The sequence below is a fragment of the Ruegeria sp. CJ9 genome (genome assembly GCF_056536625.1).
In genome coordinates this window covers 889,878-906,616 of the sequence record NZ_JBQFPY010000001.1, presented here as the reverse complement: position 1 = coordinate 906,616, position 16,739 = coordinate 889,878, and the positions used below count along the sequence as shown (strand labels likewise).

Annotated in this window: 14 protein-coding genes; 6 read left to right on the top strand and 8 right to left on the bottom strand. The window is 58.6% G+C overall.

Features of this window, described 5'->3' with window-relative positions; all coding sequences use genetic code 11:
- Position 1: 1 nt before the first annotated feature.
- Positions 2-3,403 (bottom strand): bifunctional proline dehydrogenase/L-glutamate gamma-semialdehyde dehydrogenase PutA, encoded by a 3,402-nt coding sequence (gene putA, locus ACR0AJ_RS04530; protein ID WP_480740190.1) that lies wholly within the window; start codon positions 3,401-3,403, stop codon positions 2-4.
- A 102-nt stretch (positions 3,404-3,505) separates the two neighbouring features.
- Between putA and ACR0AJ_RS04525 the strand changes: the two genes are divergently transcribed.
- Both ACR0AJ_RS04525 and ACR0AJ_RS04520 read left to right on the top strand, forming a co-directional pair.
- Positions 3,506-3,994: an Lrp/AsnC family transcriptional regulator gene (locus tag ACR0AJ_RS04525; protein ID WP_170347909.1), complete on the top strand. Its 489-nt coding sequence runs from the start codon at positions 3,506-3,508 to the stop codon at positions 3,992-3,994.
- Between the two features lie 30 nt (positions 3,995-4,024).
- On the top strand, positions 4,025-4,588 hold the full coding sequence (locus ACR0AJ_RS04520; protein ID WP_480740189.1) for a tetratricopeptide repeat protein: 564 nt from the start codon (positions 4,025-4,027) through the stop codon (positions 4,586-4,588).
- Between the two features lie 40 nt (positions 4,589-4,628).
- On the opposite strand, the gene ACR0AJ_RS04515 is transcribed toward ACR0AJ_RS04520, so the two are convergent.
- The 7 genes from ACR0AJ_RS04515 to ACR0AJ_RS04485 all read right to left on the bottom strand — a co-directional run bounded on the left by ACR0AJ_RS04515 (position 4,629) and on the right by ACR0AJ_RS04485 (position 12,736).
- Positions 4,629-6,518, bottom strand: coding sequence for a PhoX family protein (locus tag ACR0AJ_RS04515; RefSeq protein ID WP_480740187.1), 1,890 nt, complete (start codon positions 6,516-6,518; stop codon positions 4,629-4,631).
- Between the two features lie 203 nt (positions 6,519-6,721).
- The gene (locus ACR0AJ_RS04510; protein WP_170347912.1) at positions 6,722-7,717 is read right to left on the bottom strand and encodes an ABC transporter ATP-binding protein; all 996 of its coding nucleotides are present in this window, start codon (positions 7,715-7,717) and stop codon (positions 6,722-6,724) included.
- Positions 7,714-8,748, bottom strand: coding sequence for a Gfo/Idh/MocA family protein (locus tag ACR0AJ_RS04505; RefSeq protein WP_480740186.1), 1,035 nt, complete (start codon positions 8,746-8,748; stop codon positions 7,714-7,716). The genes ACR0AJ_RS04510 and ACR0AJ_RS04505 overlap by 4 nt, the downstream gene beginning before the upstream one ends.
- On the bottom strand, positions 8,745-9,584 hold the full coding sequence (locus ACR0AJ_RS04500; RefSeq protein ID WP_170347914.1) for a carbohydrate ABC transporter permease: 840 nt from the start codon (positions 9,582-9,584) through the stop codon (positions 8,745-8,747). Before ACR0AJ_RS04500 ends, ACR0AJ_RS04505 begins: the two co-directional genes overlap by 4 nt.
- A gap of 10 nt (positions 9,585-9,594) precedes the next feature.
- Positions 9,595-10,509 (bottom strand): carbohydrate ABC transporter permease, encoded by a 915-nt coding sequence (locus ACR0AJ_RS04495; RefSeq protein ID WP_480740184.1) that lies wholly within the window; start codon positions 10,507-10,509, stop codon positions 9,595-9,597.
- Between the two features lie 65 nt (positions 10,510-10,574).
- Positions 10,575-11,828: an ABC transporter substrate-binding protein gene (locus ACR0AJ_RS04490; protein WP_170347916.1), complete on the bottom strand. Its 1,254-nt coding sequence runs from the start codon at positions 11,826-11,828 to the stop codon at positions 10,575-10,577.
- Between the two features lie 23 nt (positions 11,829-11,851).
- Complete coding sequence (locus ACR0AJ_RS04485) at positions 11,852-12,736, bottom strand: N-acetylmuramic acid 6-phosphate etherase (protein ID WP_480740183.1); 885 nt, start codon at positions 12,734-12,736, stop codon at positions 11,852-11,854.
- Positions 12,737-12,906: 170 nt separating this feature from the next.
- On the opposite strand from ACR0AJ_RS04485, the gene ACR0AJ_RS04480 reads away from it, so the two are divergent.
- The 4 genes from ACR0AJ_RS04480 to nagA are packed head-to-tail and all read left to right on the top strand — an operon-like array spanning position 12,907 to position 16,698.
- The gene (locus tag ACR0AJ_RS04480) at positions 12,907-13,782 is read left to right on the top strand and encodes a glucosamine kinase nucleotide-binding domain-containing protein (protein WP_170409023.1); all 876 of its coding nucleotides are present in this window, start codon (positions 12,907-12,909) and stop codon (positions 13,780-13,782) included.
- Positions 13,769-14,518 carry a GntR family transcriptional regulator gene (locus ACR0AJ_RS04475; protein ID WP_170347919.1) on the top strand — a complete coding sequence of 250 codons (750 nt, stop codon included), beginning with the start codon at positions 13,769-13,771 and terminating at the stop codon, positions 14,516-14,518. The genes ACR0AJ_RS04480 and ACR0AJ_RS04475 overlap by 14 nt, the downstream gene beginning before the upstream one ends.
- Before the next feature lie 18 nt (positions 14,519-14,536).
- Positions 14,537-15,565 (top strand): SIS domain-containing protein, encoded by a 1,029-nt coding sequence (locus ACR0AJ_RS04470; RefSeq protein ID WP_480740181.1) that lies wholly within the window; start codon positions 14,537-14,539, stop codon positions 15,563-15,565.
- Positions 15,562-16,698, top strand: coding sequence for an N-acetylglucosamine-6-phosphate deacetylase (gene nagA, locus ACR0AJ_RS04465; protein WP_480740179.1), 1,137 nt, complete (start codon positions 15,562-15,564; stop codon positions 16,696-16,698). Before ACR0AJ_RS04470 ends, nagA begins: the two co-directional genes overlap by 4 nt.
- Positions 16,699-16,739: the final 41 nt, after the last annotated feature.

Genomic DNA, 16,739 nt, shown 5'->3' with positions numbered 1-16,739 from the left:
GTTACGCCGCACCTCCCAACAAGGCCGCATTGCCTCCGGCGGCGGTGGTGTCGACGCAGACGTGACGCTCGCCCAGAACCCGCGCCCGGTCAGGCCGACCGGGGATCAGCGGCAGGATCGGGCCGTCACGGCGGGCCAGGTGGCGTTCGATCTCGCGCGCGGTTTCGTCATCTCCCCACCACAGAACTCCTGAGATATTGGCGATGTTCTCTAGCCTGTGCAGGTCCACCATTCCGGTCGCTAGAATGGCGGTGCCGCCCAGGGCTGCGACTGCTTCGGCCTGCGCTTGCGCGGCCTCGGGTCCTGGCCCCATGCACAACAACGGCGCGCGGGGGAATTCACTCAGTCGGTTGGATTCGCCGGTCGGACCGGGCAGGGATTGCGTGCGTACGGCAGCAGGCTGGCCTTGCGGATCAGTTAGATCGCCCATCGTGTTGTTCCAATTCGCCGTGCTGTGTTGACGATCCGGAGCACAGAAGCGTGCCATGTAGTTCGGCCCACCCGCCTTGGGTCCGGTGCCCGACAGACCTTCGCCGCCAAAGGGCTGAGAACCCACGATCGCACCAATCTGGTTGCGGTTGACATAAATGTTGCCCGCGTGAACGGCCTCGGTGATGTGTTGGACCCGGTCATCGATGCGGGTGTGCAGGCCGAAAGTCAGCCCATAACCCGTGGCATTGATGTCGGCGATGACCTGATCAATCTCAGCAGCCTTGAAGCGGACGACATGCAGGACCGGGCCAAACACTTCACGCTCCAGTGCGCTGATACCGGGGATTTCGATCAGGGTAGGGGCGATGAAAGTCCCTTCAGGTGGCGTGTTCAGTTCCTTCACCGCCCGGCCTTCTGCGCGCGCTTGCGCGATGTGGTCCGCAATGCCTTGCAGCGCGTCCTGATCAATGACCGGGCCGCAGTCGGTCGACAAAAGCCATGGGTCACCGACCTGCAAAGCCTCCATCGCGCCGGTCAGCATGGTCAGCAAGTCGTCGGCGATATCTTCCTGCACATAGAGGCAGCGCAGGGCCGAGCATCTCTGACCCGCAGATTGAAATGCGCTTTCGATGATGGATTGCACGGCTTGTTCAGGCAGTGCGGTGCTGTCCACAATCATGGCGTTCAATCCGCCGGTTTCCGCGATCAAAGGCGTGCCAGGTTTCAGGTTCTCTGCCATTGCTGAACGAATTTTCAATGCGGTGGCCGTCGAGCCTGTAAAGGCGACCCCAGACACGCGCGGGTCTGACGTCAACGCCGCCCCGACTGACGGCCCACCGGGCAGCAGTTGCAGAACGTCGCGCGGTACTCCGGCCTCGTGCAGCAGTTGGACAGCCCGGTGCGCGACCAACGGCGTTTGCGGCGCAGGCTTGGCTAGAACGGCGTTGCCGGTGGCCAAAGCCGCCGAAATCTGCCCGGTAAAGATTGCCAGCGGAAAGTTCCAGGGGCTGATGCAAGTAAACGTGCCCGCTGGTTCAGCCGCGGGGATGTTAGCAGCATAATAACGAAGGAAATCGACCGCCTCGCGCAGTTCAGCGACCGCATCGGGAATCGATTTGCCAGCCTCTCGCGCCAGCAGAGCGAAAAGCTCACCATAATGTGCTTCGTACAGATCAGCTGCTGTATTCAATACCTGCGCCCGTTGTTCAGCCGGAGCATTCCACGGGGACGCCGTGGCCAACGCAAGTTCGACATCCTGAGCGCTGGCCGGGGCGACCGCGCCCGGTCGGTCCTGCGGATGCGCCGGATTGGTGACGGGTTCGTCAGCGTCGGGATGCGCGTCTTGTGACAGAAGCGGCTGCGCATACCAGTGATGTGCGCGAAACGCATCGCGGGCGGCGTCTATCCGATCGAGCGTCGGTGTGTGTTGCAGATCGAACCCTTTAGAATTGGGTCGCTCGGGTTGAAACAGTTCAGGGCCGGTTGGCAGCGGTGATTTTGGTTCTGCAATGGTGTCGAACGGGTCCGAGGCGACCTCCTCGGGTGGCACATTTTCATCGACGATCTGGTTCACGAAGGAGGAGTTCGCACCGTTTTCAAGCAAACGCCGCACCAGATAGGCCAAAAGATCGCGATGTGCTCCGACCGGAGCGTAAATTCGGCAGCGAGTGTTGCTTTGATCGCGAACGATCTGATGCAAAGTTTCGCCCATGCCATGCAAACGCTGAAACTCGAACGGTTGCGCGTCGGCCATATGCAGGATTGCGCTGACCGTATGGGCGTTATGGGTGGCAAATTGCGGGTAAATCCGGTCGGTCATACCCAACAGCTTGCGGGCATTGGCGATGTACGAGATATCGGTCGCCGCCTTACGCGTGAAAACCGGGAAACCGTCGACACCCTCGACCTGCGCGCGCTTGACCTCGGTATCCCAATAGGCCCCTTTGACCAGCCGGACCATCAGTTTGCGGTCATGACGTTCTGCCATGTCATAGAGCGTGTCCAGAACAAGCCCCGCACGCGGACCATAGGCTTGCACGACAATGCCGAAACCATCCCAACCGGCCAATGCGGGTTCACCCATCACGGCTTCGATCACTTGCAAGGAAAGCGACAGGCGGTCGGCTTCCTCGGCGTCTACATTCAGGCCCATACCGGCGGCTTTGGCCAACAGACACAGGGCGCGCAGGCGAGGGACAAGCTCTTCCATCACCCGTTGTTCCTGCGCCAGTTCATAGCGCGGATGCAGGGCTGACAGCTTTACCGATATCCCCGGATTGGCCCGGATATCGTCATGGGTGCAGGCATCGGCAATGGCCGCGATGGCGCGGGAATAAGACAGGTGATAACGGGCGGCGTCAGCTTCGGTGCGCGCCGCCTCGCCCAGCATGTCGTAGGAATAGGTGTAACCCTTTGCCTCCATCCCGGCGGCCCGGTCCATGGCGGACTGGATAGTCTCACCCAGTACAAATTGACGGCCCATTTCCTTCATCGCGCGGCCAACGGCCGTACGGATCACCGGTTCGCCCAATCGTTTGATGGCCCCACGCAGGGCGCCGACGGGCGACGCTTTGCCCTCGTCCAGAACCTTTCCGGTCAGCATCAGCGCCCAGGTTGACGCGTTCACCAACGAAGACGATGACTGCCCCAGATGTTTGCCCCAATCCGACGGTGCGATCTTATCCTCGATCAGCGCGTCGATGGTGTCGGCATCAGGGACGCGCAGCAGCGCCTCGGCCAGACACATCAGCGCGATGCCCTCGTCGGTGGACAGGCCGTATTCAGCCAGAAACACCTCCATCATGCCGGGCGAAGTACTGGACCGGATGTCACGCACCAACTGAGCCGCTGCTGCACAGATCGCCGTGCGGTCGGCTTGGGGCAGGTTGGTCTGTTCGACCAACTGATCCAATACTGCAGACTGGTCAGCATAGGTCTGGCCGTCGATATGGGTGCGCAGGCTGTGTGTCATGTATCCTCCGGGCTTTTGGGGAGTATACAGTCGATTTTTCAGGACAATCGCCTTAAGTTCAAAAAATGGTAGGCGAATGTTCTGAAATTTCGAGGCTCAGCGATGCAAAAAGGTAATCCCGATCTGGACCGGTTCGACCGGTCGATCCTAGCGATTCTGGCCGAGGACGGGCGCATTTCGGTTGCCGACCTTGCGCGGCGGATCGGGTTGTCGAAATCTCCAACTCAAGCACGTGTGAAAAGACTTGAGGCCGAGGGTATCATCACCGGATACCGTGCCCTGCTGGACCCGATCCGTCTTGGTCTGGATCACGTCGCCTTTGTCGAGGTGCGCCTGACCGACACGCGCGAGAAGGCCCTTGCCGAGTTCAACGCGGCAGTGCGTAGGGTGGCCGAGATCGAGCAAGCCCATATGATTGCGTCAAATTTTGACTATTTGTTGAAAATTCGTACCGGCTCGATGTCGGAATACCGCGCGGTGCTGGCCGAGAAAATCTCATCCCTGCCGCATGTGGCCAACACATCGACCTTCGTCGCGATGGAAGCGGTGAAAGAGACGGGCGTGTCCGGTGCCATTGACGGGATGGGTTGACGAAAACCCCGCACGCGTCACCATTGGGTCATGAAACAGATCACCTATGCCACCATCCTGTTAATAACATCCACAACAGCGCATGCCGATGAATGCCCTGTTGCGCCGGATCACAGCGCCGATGTCAGTGGCGTAATCGCCCAGATACAACAGGCCGAAAGCGAACAGGCCGCCCGTCTCTTGTCGAACCAATTGTGGGAGTTTTGGACGGACGCACCTGATGAAAGCGCGCAGGCGGTTCTGGACCGAGGCATGACGCGCCGAAACGCATGGGACCTGCTGGGCGCGATCGAGGATTTCAACAAGCTGGTCGCCTATTGCCCGTCATATGCCGAAGGGTACAACCAGCGCGCCTTTGCGCATTACTTGCGGCAGGATTTTCAGGCCGCATTGCCCGATTTGGACAAGGCGATCGAACTGTCGCCTAACCATGTGGCGGCCATCAGCGGGCGCGCCCTGACCTTGTTGGGATTGCAAAGGATTGAAGAGGCGCGCGAAGCTTTGAACCAAGCACTGGAACTGAACCCGTGGCTGTCGGAGCGTCATCTTCTGGCACCCGGAGGGCCACTGGCGCCTCCGGGTGAAGATATCTGACAAAACGCCCCCAACTGTAGTGTGATGGCTTTTTCGACGTTTAGCCGACCAGACCGTTGTCGGAGCGCTTGATCGCGATGACCGATGATCGCGGTGTACCGCCATCGGGCCAGTTGCTGCCCGGATGCTGAATGCCCACAAACATGGTGCGCAGGTCGTTGGACCAGGCCAAGCCGGTGACCTCGCAACCATTGGGGCCCGTCATGAACCGTACGATTTCACCGGTCACCGGGTCGCCAACCAGCATCTGGTTATTGCCATTGCCAGCAAAGTCACCCTCGTTGTTGTCCTTACCGTCGGTCTGAATCCAGATCAGGCCCGTCGAGTCGATGACCATGCCATCGGGCGAGTTGAACAGGTTACCCACATTCACATTCGGCGAGCCAGCGCGGTCGTCGGAATGCACCGTTGGGTTGCCCGCCATGACGTAGAGATCCCAGTCAAAGGTGCCTGCGGTGTGATCGTCATTCGCTGGTCGCCAGCGGACGATCTGACCGTACTTGTTGGCCTCACGTGGGTTGGCGGCATTGACCGACGTGTCGTCACCACCGGCATTCGGTTTGACACCACGGTTCTTGTTGTTGGTGAGGCAACAATAGGCCTCGACCGCAACCGGGCTCGATGCCACCCATTCTGGGCGGTCCATAGTGGTGCCACCTACGGCCGACGCTGCCACGCGGGTAAATATCCGGATTTCAGCATCATCCATGCCAGTCGTTTCCGGCGTCAGTGGCAGCCATTCGCCGGTCGCATCGTCGTTGAACTTGGCAACGTAAAGCGTTCCGTCATTCAGCAAGCTCTCGGTTTCGCCACCCGGCTGATAGGTGCCGTTCGAGACGAACTTGTACAAGTACTCGCCGCGCTCGTCATCGCCCATATAGACAACCACACGGCCATCTGCGGCCAGTGTCACCTCGGCGTTTTCGTGTTTGAAGCGGCCCAGGCCGGTGTGTTTGACCGGCGTGCTGTTCGGCTTGGTCGGGTCGATTTCCACGATCCAACCCGTGCGGTGCGGTTCGTTTGGGTTTTTTGACGTGTCGAAACGCGGATCGAAAAGCTCATACCCGTTCCAGCTTTCGGCTTTGACACCGTAACGCTTGAAGCCGTCTGCCACCTTCTGGTCGTAGCTGGCGTTTTCATCGGACGATCCGAAATAGCCGTTAAAGTTCTCTTCACAGGTCAGGTATGTGCCCCATGGCGTTTTACCTGCGCCACAGTTGTTCATGGTGCCCAGAGATGCGGTGCCGGTTGGGTCGGCCTGCGTCTTCAGCAGATCGTGACCTGCAGCGGGGCCTACGATCTTCATCGGCGTATTGTGGTGGATACGGCGATTGAATGGGCTGTCTTTGACAACCGACCAGCCATTGGGGCCTTCGGCGATCTCCATCACGGTCACACCCTGAATGTTCTGCAGCTTCAAAACATCATCCGCGTTGGCGGGCACGCCTTCCTGCGCAGCTGGCATGTTGATCTTGCGGTTCGGGTATTCGTGGTTGATGGCGATCAGCTCGTGACCCCGGAACGAAAATGTCTCCATCCCATCAGTGTTTTCACCGAAGATACGGTCTGATTTGTCCAATGGGCCGCCATCCGTCAGGTCATAGCCATCGGCATCGGAAAACAGTGGATCGCCCCAACGCATCAGAATTTTCCACTCATACCCTTCGGGCACATGCACGGTGCCATCGGTCTGCGCAGCAATCGGCGTGAATGCAAAGCGCGACGTGGTGACGGCATGAGCGGCAGTCGACCCCATCAGACCCGCGCCCATAGCGGCAGCGCCTGATCCAAATGCTAGCACACCACCCAGAAAACCTCGGCGCGAAATGGCGCTTTCTACAACACGGTCAAAGTCGTTTTCTTCGGGGCGGGGGAAATGCAGCTCGTCCCAATCGTCGGCGGACAGGGTGGTGGGATCAATGTCTTTCATGGATAGCTCCTGGCTGTCAGAAAATAGCAGATGAAAGGCAATTAGAATTTCTTTGTGACAGCTTGATAACAACCCCATTAAGGGAGAGGCCTGATCTTTCAGAATTTTGCGTGCAATGAAAAGGGAAAAGGCCTTTTCTCTGCGGGAATCCGCGCGTTCTGGTGCGCGATTGTTCCGCAGAAAAACACGCGTGCCTGCGACATTTAGCGCAAACGCTGACCAGCTGCGTCGAACCGATAGGCCTTGTCAGCAGTATAGGCGAGCCGCAATTCCTGACCTTCGGAAATAGCGTGCTGACCGAATAGCCGCGCGGTCACGGATTGGTCGTGTATTTTGGCGATAACGTTTGTATCTCCACCCAGTTTCTCCACATGGCTGACCTGAGCTGTCAGCGGGCCGTCGTCGGACAGAAACAGGTCTTCGGGGCGGATTCCAATGATGTTCTGGCCGCTATCCCCCAACAGGCTTTCGGGTAGGAAATTCATAGACGGTGAGCCCAGAAATCCTGCAACGAACTGGTTTGCAGGGTTGTTGTACAGCTCCATCGGGCTGCCGATCTGTTCCACCCGCCCGTCACGCAGAACGACGATCTTGTCGGCCAGTGTCATCGCCTCGGTCTGGTCATGGGTGACATAGATCATCGAGGCGTCCAGTGCCCGGTGCAGGTTCGCAATCTCGATCCGTGTGTTCATCCGCAAGGCGGCGTCCAGATTGGACAGCGGTTCGTCAAACAGGAACAGCTTGGGTTCCCGTACAATGGCGCGGCCGATAGCGACCCGCTGGCGTTGACCACCCGACAATTCAGACGGATAGCGATCCAGATAGGGCTCGAGGTTCAGCATCCGGCTGGCATTGGCCACGCGTTCCTCTATCACCGCTTTGGACTGCTTTTCCTGCTTCAGCGCCAGCGTCATGTTCCCGCGCACGCTGAGGTGCGGGTAAAGTGCATAGCTTTGAAACACCATAGCTATGCCACGCTTGGATGGCGGCACCAGATTGACCTGTTGACCACCGATATTGATTTCGCCCGAGGAGGCATCTTCGAGCCCCGCAATCACACGTAGCAGGGTGGACTTGCCGCAACCCGAGGGGCCGACGAAGACAACAAACTCGCCTTCTTCAACCTCAAGCGTGATGTCCTTGAGGACATGCACATTGCCAAAGGATTTGTTCACATTGCTCAGCGTCAGGGCGGTCATTTTGCGGGCTCCTCAAGGGAAACGGGCTGGCCGGTGCGGATGCTTTCATCCGCGGCCAGACAAATGGCGAGGGATTGAACGGCGTCATTCATATGACGGGTCAGGTCGATGTCTTCGGCGATTGCGCGCAGCATATAGGCTTGTTCGGCATCGCAGAGTTCCTGATGGCCGGGTTCATCGGGCATTTCGATGGTTCGGTCACCTTGTGGCGTATGGACCAGAAGGCCTCCGACCTTTGTATGCCCATCAATATCGGAGGATGCGCCTTTATTGCCATCGGTGATTGAAACCGATCCGTTGGGCGACACGATATCTTTCACGAAAAAGGCTGTTTCAGACATCATTGGGCCCCATCCGGCCTCATACCAGCCGACCGAGCCGTCATCAAAAACCACCTGAAACTGACCGTAATTGTACATGTCCTCGGCGATCTCATCGGATAGGCGCAGACCCATGCCGTGTACGCGGACGGGCTGCGCGTCGGTGATCTGGCACATCACGTCCACATAATGCACGCCGCAATCGACAATAGGTGAGGTCGTTTGCATCAGCGCCTTATGCGTTTCCCATTCCGCGCCCGAGGATTGCTGGTTCAGGTTCAGACGGAACACATATGGCCCGCCGAGATTGCGCGCCTCGGTGATCAAGCGCATCCAAGACGGGTGGTGGCGCAGGATATAGCCCACGACCAGCTTGCGGTTCAGCCGCGTGGCGGTTTCCACCACCCGCCGCGCGTCAGCGACGTTGGTGGCTAGCGGCTTTTCGACGAAGACATGCGCGCCTGCCTGCATCGCCGCACAGGCGTAATCGGCGTGGCTGTCGGAATAGGTCGCGATCACAGCCAGATCGGGGCGGGTCTCATTCAGAGCAGTTTCGAAATCCGAATACGCTGGATAATCCGAAAGTTCGGTGTGATCTACGCGCCCGGATCGGTTCACCAGCCCGACGATTTGCGCATCGGGGTGGTGGTGATGGGCCAGCGCATGGCTTAGCCCCATATTGCCCAGACCTGTGATCAGTACACGGGTCATTTGACAGCTCCGGATGTGATGCCACGGATCAGTTGGCGCGAGAAGATGACGTAGAGAACCAGAACCGGCAGGATTGCCATCGACAGGGCGGACAAAACCGCGTTCCAGTCGGTCACGAACTGGCCGATAAAGACCTGACTACCCAATGTCAGCGTTTTGGTTTCCTCAGCCGGGGCAAGGATCAGCGGGAACCACAGGTCATTCCAGATAGGGATCATGTTGAACACGGCTACAGTTGCCATTGCCGGACGAACCAGTGGCAGGACCAGTCGGAAAAAGATCGTGTATTCCGACAGACCGTCAATGCGACCTGCGTTTTTCAGGTCATCACTGACCTGCCGCATGAATTCAGACAGTATGAATACGGCCAGCGGTAACCCCTGCGCTGTGTAGACAAGGATCAGCGCCCACAGCGTGTTCACCAGCCCGGTCGCCACCATCATCTCAAGGATCGCCACAGTGCCGATGCGGATAGGGATCATGATCCCCAGCGCCAGATAAAGCCCCATGAGCAGGTTGCCTTTGAACTGGTATTCAGACAGCGCATAGGCCGCCATGGCGCCAAGCAGTAGGATGAAGAACAGCGATGCGACCGTGACGATCATCGAGTTCTGGAAGTAGAGGAAGAAATCCCCCTGCTTCATCACCGTCTCGTACCCGATCAGTGAAAAGCTGTCTGCGCTGGGTAGGGCCAGGGGTTCGCGAAAGATCGCGCGGCGGGTTTTGAAGCTGTTGATCAGAATGACAAAGACCGGGAACAGGGCGATCAGCGTATACAGGATCAACGCACCGTGCATCGCGGTGGTGTTGAAGGGATTTTGGCGTGCTTTGTTCATCCGTTCACCCTCACAGTTGATACCGGCGCATCCGGGTCTGGATGCCAAACAGATAGAAGCAGACACCCACCAGGATGATGGCAAACATGGCCCCGGCGATGGCTGATCCCATATGGGGATCGCCCAGTTGCAATTGGAAGCCAAAGAAAGTGCGATACATGAATGTACCCAGAATATCTGTCGAGAAATCCGGCCCGGCCAGCGCGCCTTGAGACGCATAGATCAGGTCGAACGCGTTAAAATTGCCCACGAAGGTCAGGATCGAGATGATCCCAATCGACGGTAGGATCAGCGGCAGCTTGATTTTCCAAAAGGCCGAGGCCCCGGTGATGCCGTCAATCTCACCTGCCTCAAGGATTTCTTCGGGTATGGTCAACAAGGCGGCATAGATCAGCATCATCGGTATGCCCACGAACTGCCAAACCGAGATCAGCGCCAGCGTGGTCAGGGCGTATTCCTCTTTTCCCAGCCACGGAGCGAACAGGGATTTCAGCCCAATCGCGTCCAGCATTGACGGAGCGATGCCCCAGATCGGCGACAGGATCAATTTCCAGGCGAAGCCGACAATCACGAAGCTGAGGATCGTAGGGATGAAGATCGCCGACCGGTACAAGGCCGCAAATCGAAGCCGTGGGTGGCTGAGAAGCGCGGCCAGTGCGATGCCAATGGGGTTTTGCACCAGCATATGGATCAGGAAAAACCAGAAGTTATTCCCCAGCGCATTCCAGAACTGTTCGGACCAGATCGGGTCAAAGAACAGCGTTCGAAAATTCTGTAGGCCTACGAACACACGGGTCTGATCGACCTCGGTAAACAGCGCCAGACGCAGCGTGTTGAACAGCGGAAAGATCATAACCGCGGTATAGACCAGCACGGCCGGTGCCAGAAACACGACGATATGCCAGCGGAAGCGGGGGCGGTTCATTGGACTGCTTTCAATGGGGTGTCGGGTTTACCCGGGCGATCACCGCCGCCCGGGTATGATTGGGTTTACTGGTGTGGTGCGTACCAGGAGGCGAGACCTTCCTGCAATTCTGCACCCAGATCCTCGGGGGATTTGGCGCCTTTGATGGCGGCAACCGATGCGCCCCAGGTTTCATTTTCAAGGTTCGGTGTACCGCGCGACAGGATTTGATAGGTCGAGCGGATGGTCGATTCACACTCGTCGCGCCAGCCCACGATTTCCTTGGCCAATGGATCTTGCAATTCGACAGGCGTGTTGGAAAGTGGGAAGAAGCCGGGGAGGGCATTGCCGAAAATTTCTGCAAATTCCGGGCTTGCGACCCAGGTCAAGAATGTCTCGGCGGCCTCGGGATGTTCAGTCGCGGCGTTCATGCCGATGCCGATATCGGTGTGGTCCGAAATATAACAGGTGTCGCCAGCGTTACGGACTGGCGGCTTGAATGCACCCATCTCAAAATCGGCCTGTGTGTTGAAGCCCGAGATTTCCCATGAGCCTGCGGGATAGATCGCCGCGCGACCTAGTGTGAAGATGTTCTGACTATCGGGATAGGTCTGTGCCTCATACCCGTCGCCCAGATACTCACCCCAGCGTGCCAATGTGGCATAAGGGGCTGTCCATGCCTCATCGGTAAGCTTTTGCTCACCCGCGATCAGGGCCTGACGGCCTTCCTCGCCCTTCCAGTAGTTCGGGCCGATGTTGTTGTAACCCATAGTGGCGGCTTCCCACTGGTCGTTGGTACCCATTGCCATCGGAATATAGGTGCCATCTTCCCGAATCTTGTCGAGCGCGGCAAAGAACTCATCCTCGGTCGTTGGAACTTCGATCCCAAGTTCAGCAAATGCGTCTTTGTTATATATGAACCCATGAATTACCGAAGCCATCGGAACGCAGAATGTGACCGCGCCATCATCCGTCTGCCAGGCCGATTTTGCCACGTCCGAGAAGTTACTCATCGCATCGACTCCGGACAGATCGGTAAGGTGTCCTGCATCATACAGCGCCAAAGAGGCGTCAAAGGGGCGGCAGGTGATCAGATCACCGGCTGAACCCGCATCCAGTTTCGAGTTCAAAACGGCGTTATACTCTGCCGGTGCTGACGGGGTGAAATCGATCTTGATTCCGGGGTGCTGCGCTTCGAACGCGGGAATGATCTGGTCCTGCCACAGGGTCAGGTCATCATTGCGCCAGCTTTCGATGGTCAGGGTTACGTCTTCGGCATAGGCAGTTGTGGCCATCAGGGTTGTCCCCAATAAGGCCAGCTTAAGGCTTTTATGTTTCATCTCTCTCTCCCGTTATTTAGTTGTTAATCCTTAGCCAATGCTGCGGTCAGAACTCCGTTCGTGGTTCGCAGGCGAGCATCCGCTTGCGCCAACGACAGGTCTTGTGCGGCAATCAGAATGGCGGGTTTTACGTCGCCATGCGCAACGTTCAGTGCGTTTTGCGCCGTTTCTGTATCCACTTCGGCGATGCGGGCGACGATCCCGGCGGCGCGGCCCCGCAGTTTGTCGTTGTCGGCACGTAGATTGACCATCATGCCGCCATGCACATGGCCAAGCTCAACCGCCATAAGCGAAGACAGCATGTTCAGCGCAATCTTCTGTGCTGTTCCAGCACCCATGCGTGTGGAGCCTGAGATCAACTCGGGCGGCGTGGCCAACAGGATGGGAATGTCAGCGCCGAGCAGCAAGGGGCTGCCGCCGTTATTGGCGATACTGATCACAGTTGCGCCCTTGGCGCGGGCGATGTTCATGGCAGCCACTGTGTACGGCGTAGAGCCGCTTGCTGAAACCGCAATCACCGTGTCTTTGGCTTGTAAGCTGTCCAAGGCTTGTTCCAACCCTTCGGTCGCATCCTCGGCCCCGCCCGGCATTTCAACCCCGGTGGGCAGGCCACCTGCCATATGTATGCGCAGACGGGCAGGGGGGATCGAGAATGTGCCGCCCAGCTCTTGCGCGTCAGCAGCTGCCATCAGGCCAGATGACCCGGCGGCCACAAAGTGCAATATCCCCTCTGCGCGCATGGTTTCTGCCATGGCCTTGGCGCCCCGGACGATGTTGTCCTCGGCGTCGCGAACGGCTGAGGCAGCTTTGATTTGACCTTCGGCCAACGCGCGAGCCGAAGTGGCCAGATCGCCTGGTGACAGGCGCGCGGCATCAGGGTGTAATTGTTCGGTTGACGGCAGCGTCAAGAGAATCCTCCCACGTTTCCCCAATACAATACCTATCTAATACCACTTGTCTAGAATTTTATTTCTGACTGAGACTTATCGAGGTAATTCATCCGTTTAGTTGATGATGTGGCCCTTCAGTGCTGAATTTGGCCTTTTCTATCGCTGAAAGGTATTATAATGGTATTGTCATGAATGAGTCTCGAGATAATGCTGTGTTGGCCGTTGATGGCGGGGGGACGCGATGCCGCGTCGCCTGTGAAATCGGGGGTGTGGTCCACAGTGTCGAGACCGGAGCGGCCAATGTTTCGACCGATTTTGACAGCGCGCTGGCGCAGATTCGGGCTGGGCTGGATCAATTGTCGCGTCAGATCGAGGTGACCATAGGGGGTATAATCACTCTGCCTGCTTTTGTGGGACTGGCGGGCGTTACTGATGCCGCGATCGCAGGGCGGTTGCGGGATGCGCTGGGCCTGACCTGCGCGCGGGTCGAAGATGACCGCCCCGCCGCCGTTCGGGGGGCATTGGGCGCGCGGGACGGTTTGATCGCGCATTGCGGCACCGGGTCTTTTCTTGCGGTGCAGGCGGATGGCGCGATGCGTTTTGCCGGAGGTTGGGGTTCGATTCTGGGGGATGAGGCCTCGGCCCAGTGGGTTGGGCGCAGAGCCCTGGCTGAGACGCTGCGTGCATATGATGGCACGCAAGCCGAAACCGATCTGACGCAAATGCTGTTGGCTGACCTTCAGGGCCCGGCTGGTATTGTGCGCTTTGCTGGAACGGCCACGCCCGCACAATTCGGAGTGCTCGCACCTACAGTGACGTCCGCTGCGAAAAAAGGCGATGCGGTTGCCGCACATATTCTACGAGCGGGGGCTGGCTATATCTCGGATACCGCCAAACAGTTGGGCTGGCAGGCGGGTCAGACGATCTGCCTGACCGGTGGGATTGCGGGGCAATATGCGCACTATTTACCTGATGACATGCAATCGGCCATTCGCCCCTCGCTGGGTGAGCCGCTGACCGGGGCCTTGGCCCTTGCGAAGGAGATCCGACATGAGCATCTCTGACTTCCTGCGTGCCGATTTGTGGCTGAGCCCGGACAAAGGGCCGCGCTATGTTCAGCTAAGGCACAGGTTGCAAGAGGGGATCGACACCGGCGTGTTGCCTCCGAATTCCTCGCTGCCGTCGGAACGTGAGCTGGTTGAAATCACCGATCTTTCGCGCGTTACCGTTCGTAAAGCGATTCAGGAACTGGTGCAGGAAGGTGTGATCGAACAACGTCAGGGGTCAGGATCGTTCATTCGCGAACGTGTGGCGCGGGTCGAACAATCGCTGACTCATTTGACCTCGTTCACCGAGGACATGTCGAGCCGCGGTATGCAGACCACCTCAAAATGGCTGGAACGCGGCGTCTTTGCACCTACCCCCGAGGAGGTCCAGGCCCTGAGCCTGAAAGAGGGCGAGCAAATTTCCCGAATCTATCGCCTGCGCGAGGCAAATGGCCGCCCGCTGGCGCTGGAACGTGCTGCGCTGCCGCTGGATATCCTGCCAAACCCGATCGAGGTGACCACCTCGCTCTATGAGGTGCTAGACGGTCTGGGGCGACGACCAGTGCGCGCGGTACAGAAGATATCGGCCCTTAACCTCGCAGCGCGAGAGGCTGAGTTGCTGGAGGTGCCCGAAGGGGCCGCCGGACTGAACATCGAACGCGTTTCATTTCTTAAAAACGGGCGGGTCGCGGAATTGACCCGATCCCTCTATCGAGGCGACACCTATGACTTTGTCGCCGAGTTGCGGCTGTAGCCGGAAAGGCAAGTGAGCATGTCAGAACACAGTTCGAAAATGCGTCAGGAGGTTTTGGAAATCCCCGACGCCGTTGACCGATTGCTAAGCCAGGGTGCCGCCAATATTCAGGATGCGGCAAGGCGGGTGAAAGAGGCCGATCCCCGGTTTCTGATTACAGTGGCGCGGGGGTCGTCGGACCACGCTTGCGCGTATTTGAAATACGCTGCCGAATTGTTGCTGAACCTGCCTGTGGCCTCGGTCGGGCCGTCGGTCAGTTCGATCTATGGGGCTGATCTGCGTGCGGCTGGGGCGGTGTGCCTTTCGGTGTCGCAATCGGGCCAAAGTCCAGACATTGTAGGGATGACCCGAACGCTGAAATCTTCGGGCGGGGTGACGGTTGCGATCACCAACAACACGGCCTCGCGCCTTGCTGAAGTAACGGATGCGGTCTTGCCCCTGCACGCAGGGCCGGAACTGAGTGTCGCTGCGACCAAAACTTTTGTCACGTCGCTTGTGGCGGGGTTGTGGTTGTTGGCTGAAATCAAGGGGGATGGTGATTTGACGGCCGCGATCCGATCCTTGCCCGGTCATTTGGGGCAGGCCGCGCAATGCGATTGGTCGACGGCGGCTGATGCAATCACCGGCCGGTCACTGTTCACGCTGGGCCGTGGTCCGTCCTTTGCGATGTCCAATGAAGCTGCTCTAAAAATCAAGGAAACCTGCCAGATTCACGCCGAAAGCTATTCGGCGGCCGAGGTTCTGCATGGTCCGGTCTCAATCGTTGAACAGGGGTTTCCCGCCATCGTTTTTGCCGCCGCAGACGCCGCCGAGCAAACGACAGCCGAGGCGGCTGATGCGTTGGCAGGCAAAGGTGCGGCTGTTTTCGCGGCCACTGATAAGGTCACCAAAGCGCATAGCCTACCGGTAACCCGAACCGATCACTGGATGACTGATCCCATTGCCACGATCACGTCTTTTTACAGCATGGTCGAAGCCGTGGCGCAGGCGCGCGGGATCGACCCAGACACTCCGCGCCATCTGAGAAAGGTGACAGAGACGGTATGACCTCAGACTCCATGACATTTCGCAATGGTGCCCTGTTCGATGGAGAGCGCCTGCATTTTGATCAGGTCATGACCTTTCGCAACGGCGTCCTTGCCGCGCTTGCGGCTGAGGAGACCGCACAGATCGAAGGGCAAGTCATCGACCTGAACGGGGATATCTTGTGCCCCGGCTTCGTCGACCTGCAGGTGAACGGCGGCGGCGGCGTGATGTTCAACGACGCCCCCTCGGTTGACTCGATCCGGCAGATCGCCGAAGCGCATCGCCGTCTGGGTGTGGCTTCCTTGCTGCCGACACTAATCACCGACACGCCCCAGAAAACCGAAGCCGCCGTTGCAGCCGCGATAGAGGCGGTTCGCGCGGGGGTTCCGGGTGTGGCTGGGTTGCATCTTGAAGGGCCACACCTGTCGGTGGCGCGAAAGGGCGCGCATGACGGGGCGCTAATTCGTCCGATGGAGGACGCGGACCTGACCATGCTGATTGCGGCAGCAGAGCAATTGCCGTGCCTGAAGGTGACTCTTGCGCCCGAATCCGTGTCCCTGCAGCAAGTGCAAGCTTTGTCGGACGCCGGGATTCTGGTGTCGCTAGGGCATAGCGATGCAGATTTCGAGACGTGTCAGCGTTATGCCGCGGCGGGCGCGCGCTGCGTCACACACCTTTTCAACGCCATGAGCCAACTGGGCAGCCGGGAACCCGGTCTTGTTGGCGCGGCGCTGGCGACGGGCGGGCTGTCGGCGGGGTTGATCGCCGACGGTATCCATGTCCACCCCGAGGTTATCCGCTCGGCCTGGGCTGCCAAGAAAGCGCCCGGCCAGATATTTCTTGTCAGCGATGCCATGGCTGTTGCGGGTACGGATCAGGCCGCGTTCGAACTGGAGGGTCGCCGGATCACGCGGACGGACGGACGCCTGACACTTGAGGATGGAACGCTGGCTGGGGCCGATTTGGACTTGACCACTGCGATCCGCATTCTGGTCACACATGCTGACGTGCCGCTTCAGGAGGCGCTGGCTGCAGCCACGACTTATCCGGCGTCTCTGATCGGCCAGCCGGTTGCGCAACCGCTGCGTGCCGAGTCGATGATTCGGATTTCCTCGGACCTCGAATCCTGTTCTTGGATATGTTCACAGGGTTGAGGGAAGGGCGTCTGTCTTCTGCATTAGAACGCGATTACAGA

Coding starts and splice junctions, on each gene's coding strand:
- ACR0AJ_RS04505 (WP_480740186.1), bottom strand. CDS start 8,748: ATGACCCGTGTACTGATCACAGGTCTGGGCAATATGGGGCTAAGCCAT.
- ACR0AJ_RS04500 (WP_170347914.1), bottom strand. CDS start 9,584: ATGAACAAAGCACGCCAAAATCCCTTCAACACCACCGCGATGCACGGT.
- ACR0AJ_RS04495 (WP_480740184.1), bottom strand. CDS start 10,509: ATGAACCGCCCCCGCTTCCGCTGGCATATCGTCGTGTTTCTGGCACCG.
- putA (WP_480740190.1), bottom strand. CDS start 3,403: ATGACACACAGCCTGCGCACCCATATCGACGGCCAGACCTATGCTGAC.
- nagA (WP_480740179.1), top strand. CDS start 15,562: ATGACCTCAGACTCCATGACATTTCGCAATGGTGCCCTGTTCGATGGA.
- ACR0AJ_RS04490 (WP_170347916.1), bottom strand. CDS start 11,828: ATGAAACATAAAAGCCTTAAGCTGGCCTTATTGGGGACAACCCTGATG.
- ACR0AJ_RS04480 (WP_170409023.1), top strand. CDS start 12,907: ATGAATGAGTCTCGAGATAATGCTGTGTTGGCCGTTGATGGCGGGGGG.
- ACR0AJ_RS04525 (WP_170347909.1), top strand. CDS start 3,506: ATGCAAAAAGGTAATCCCGATCTGGACCGGTTCGACCGGTCGATCCTA.
- ACR0AJ_RS04475 (WP_170347919.1), top strand. CDS start 13,769: ATGAGCATCTCTGACTTCCTGCGTGCCGATTTGTGGCTGAGCCCGGAC.
- ACR0AJ_RS04520 (WP_480740189.1), top strand. CDS start 4,025: ATGAAACAGATCACCTATGCCACCATCCTGTTAATAACATCCACAACA.
- ACR0AJ_RS04470 (WP_480740181.1), top strand. CDS start 14,537: ATGTCAGAACACAGTTCGAAAATGCGTCAGGAGGTTTTGGAAATCCCC.
- ACR0AJ_RS04510 (WP_170347912.1), bottom strand. CDS start 7,717: ATGACCGCCCTGACGCTGAGCAATGTGAACAAATCCTTTGGCAATGTG.
- ACR0AJ_RS04515 (WP_480740187.1), bottom strand. CDS start 6,518: ATGAAAGACATTGATCCCACCACCCTGTCCGCCGACGATTGGGACGAG.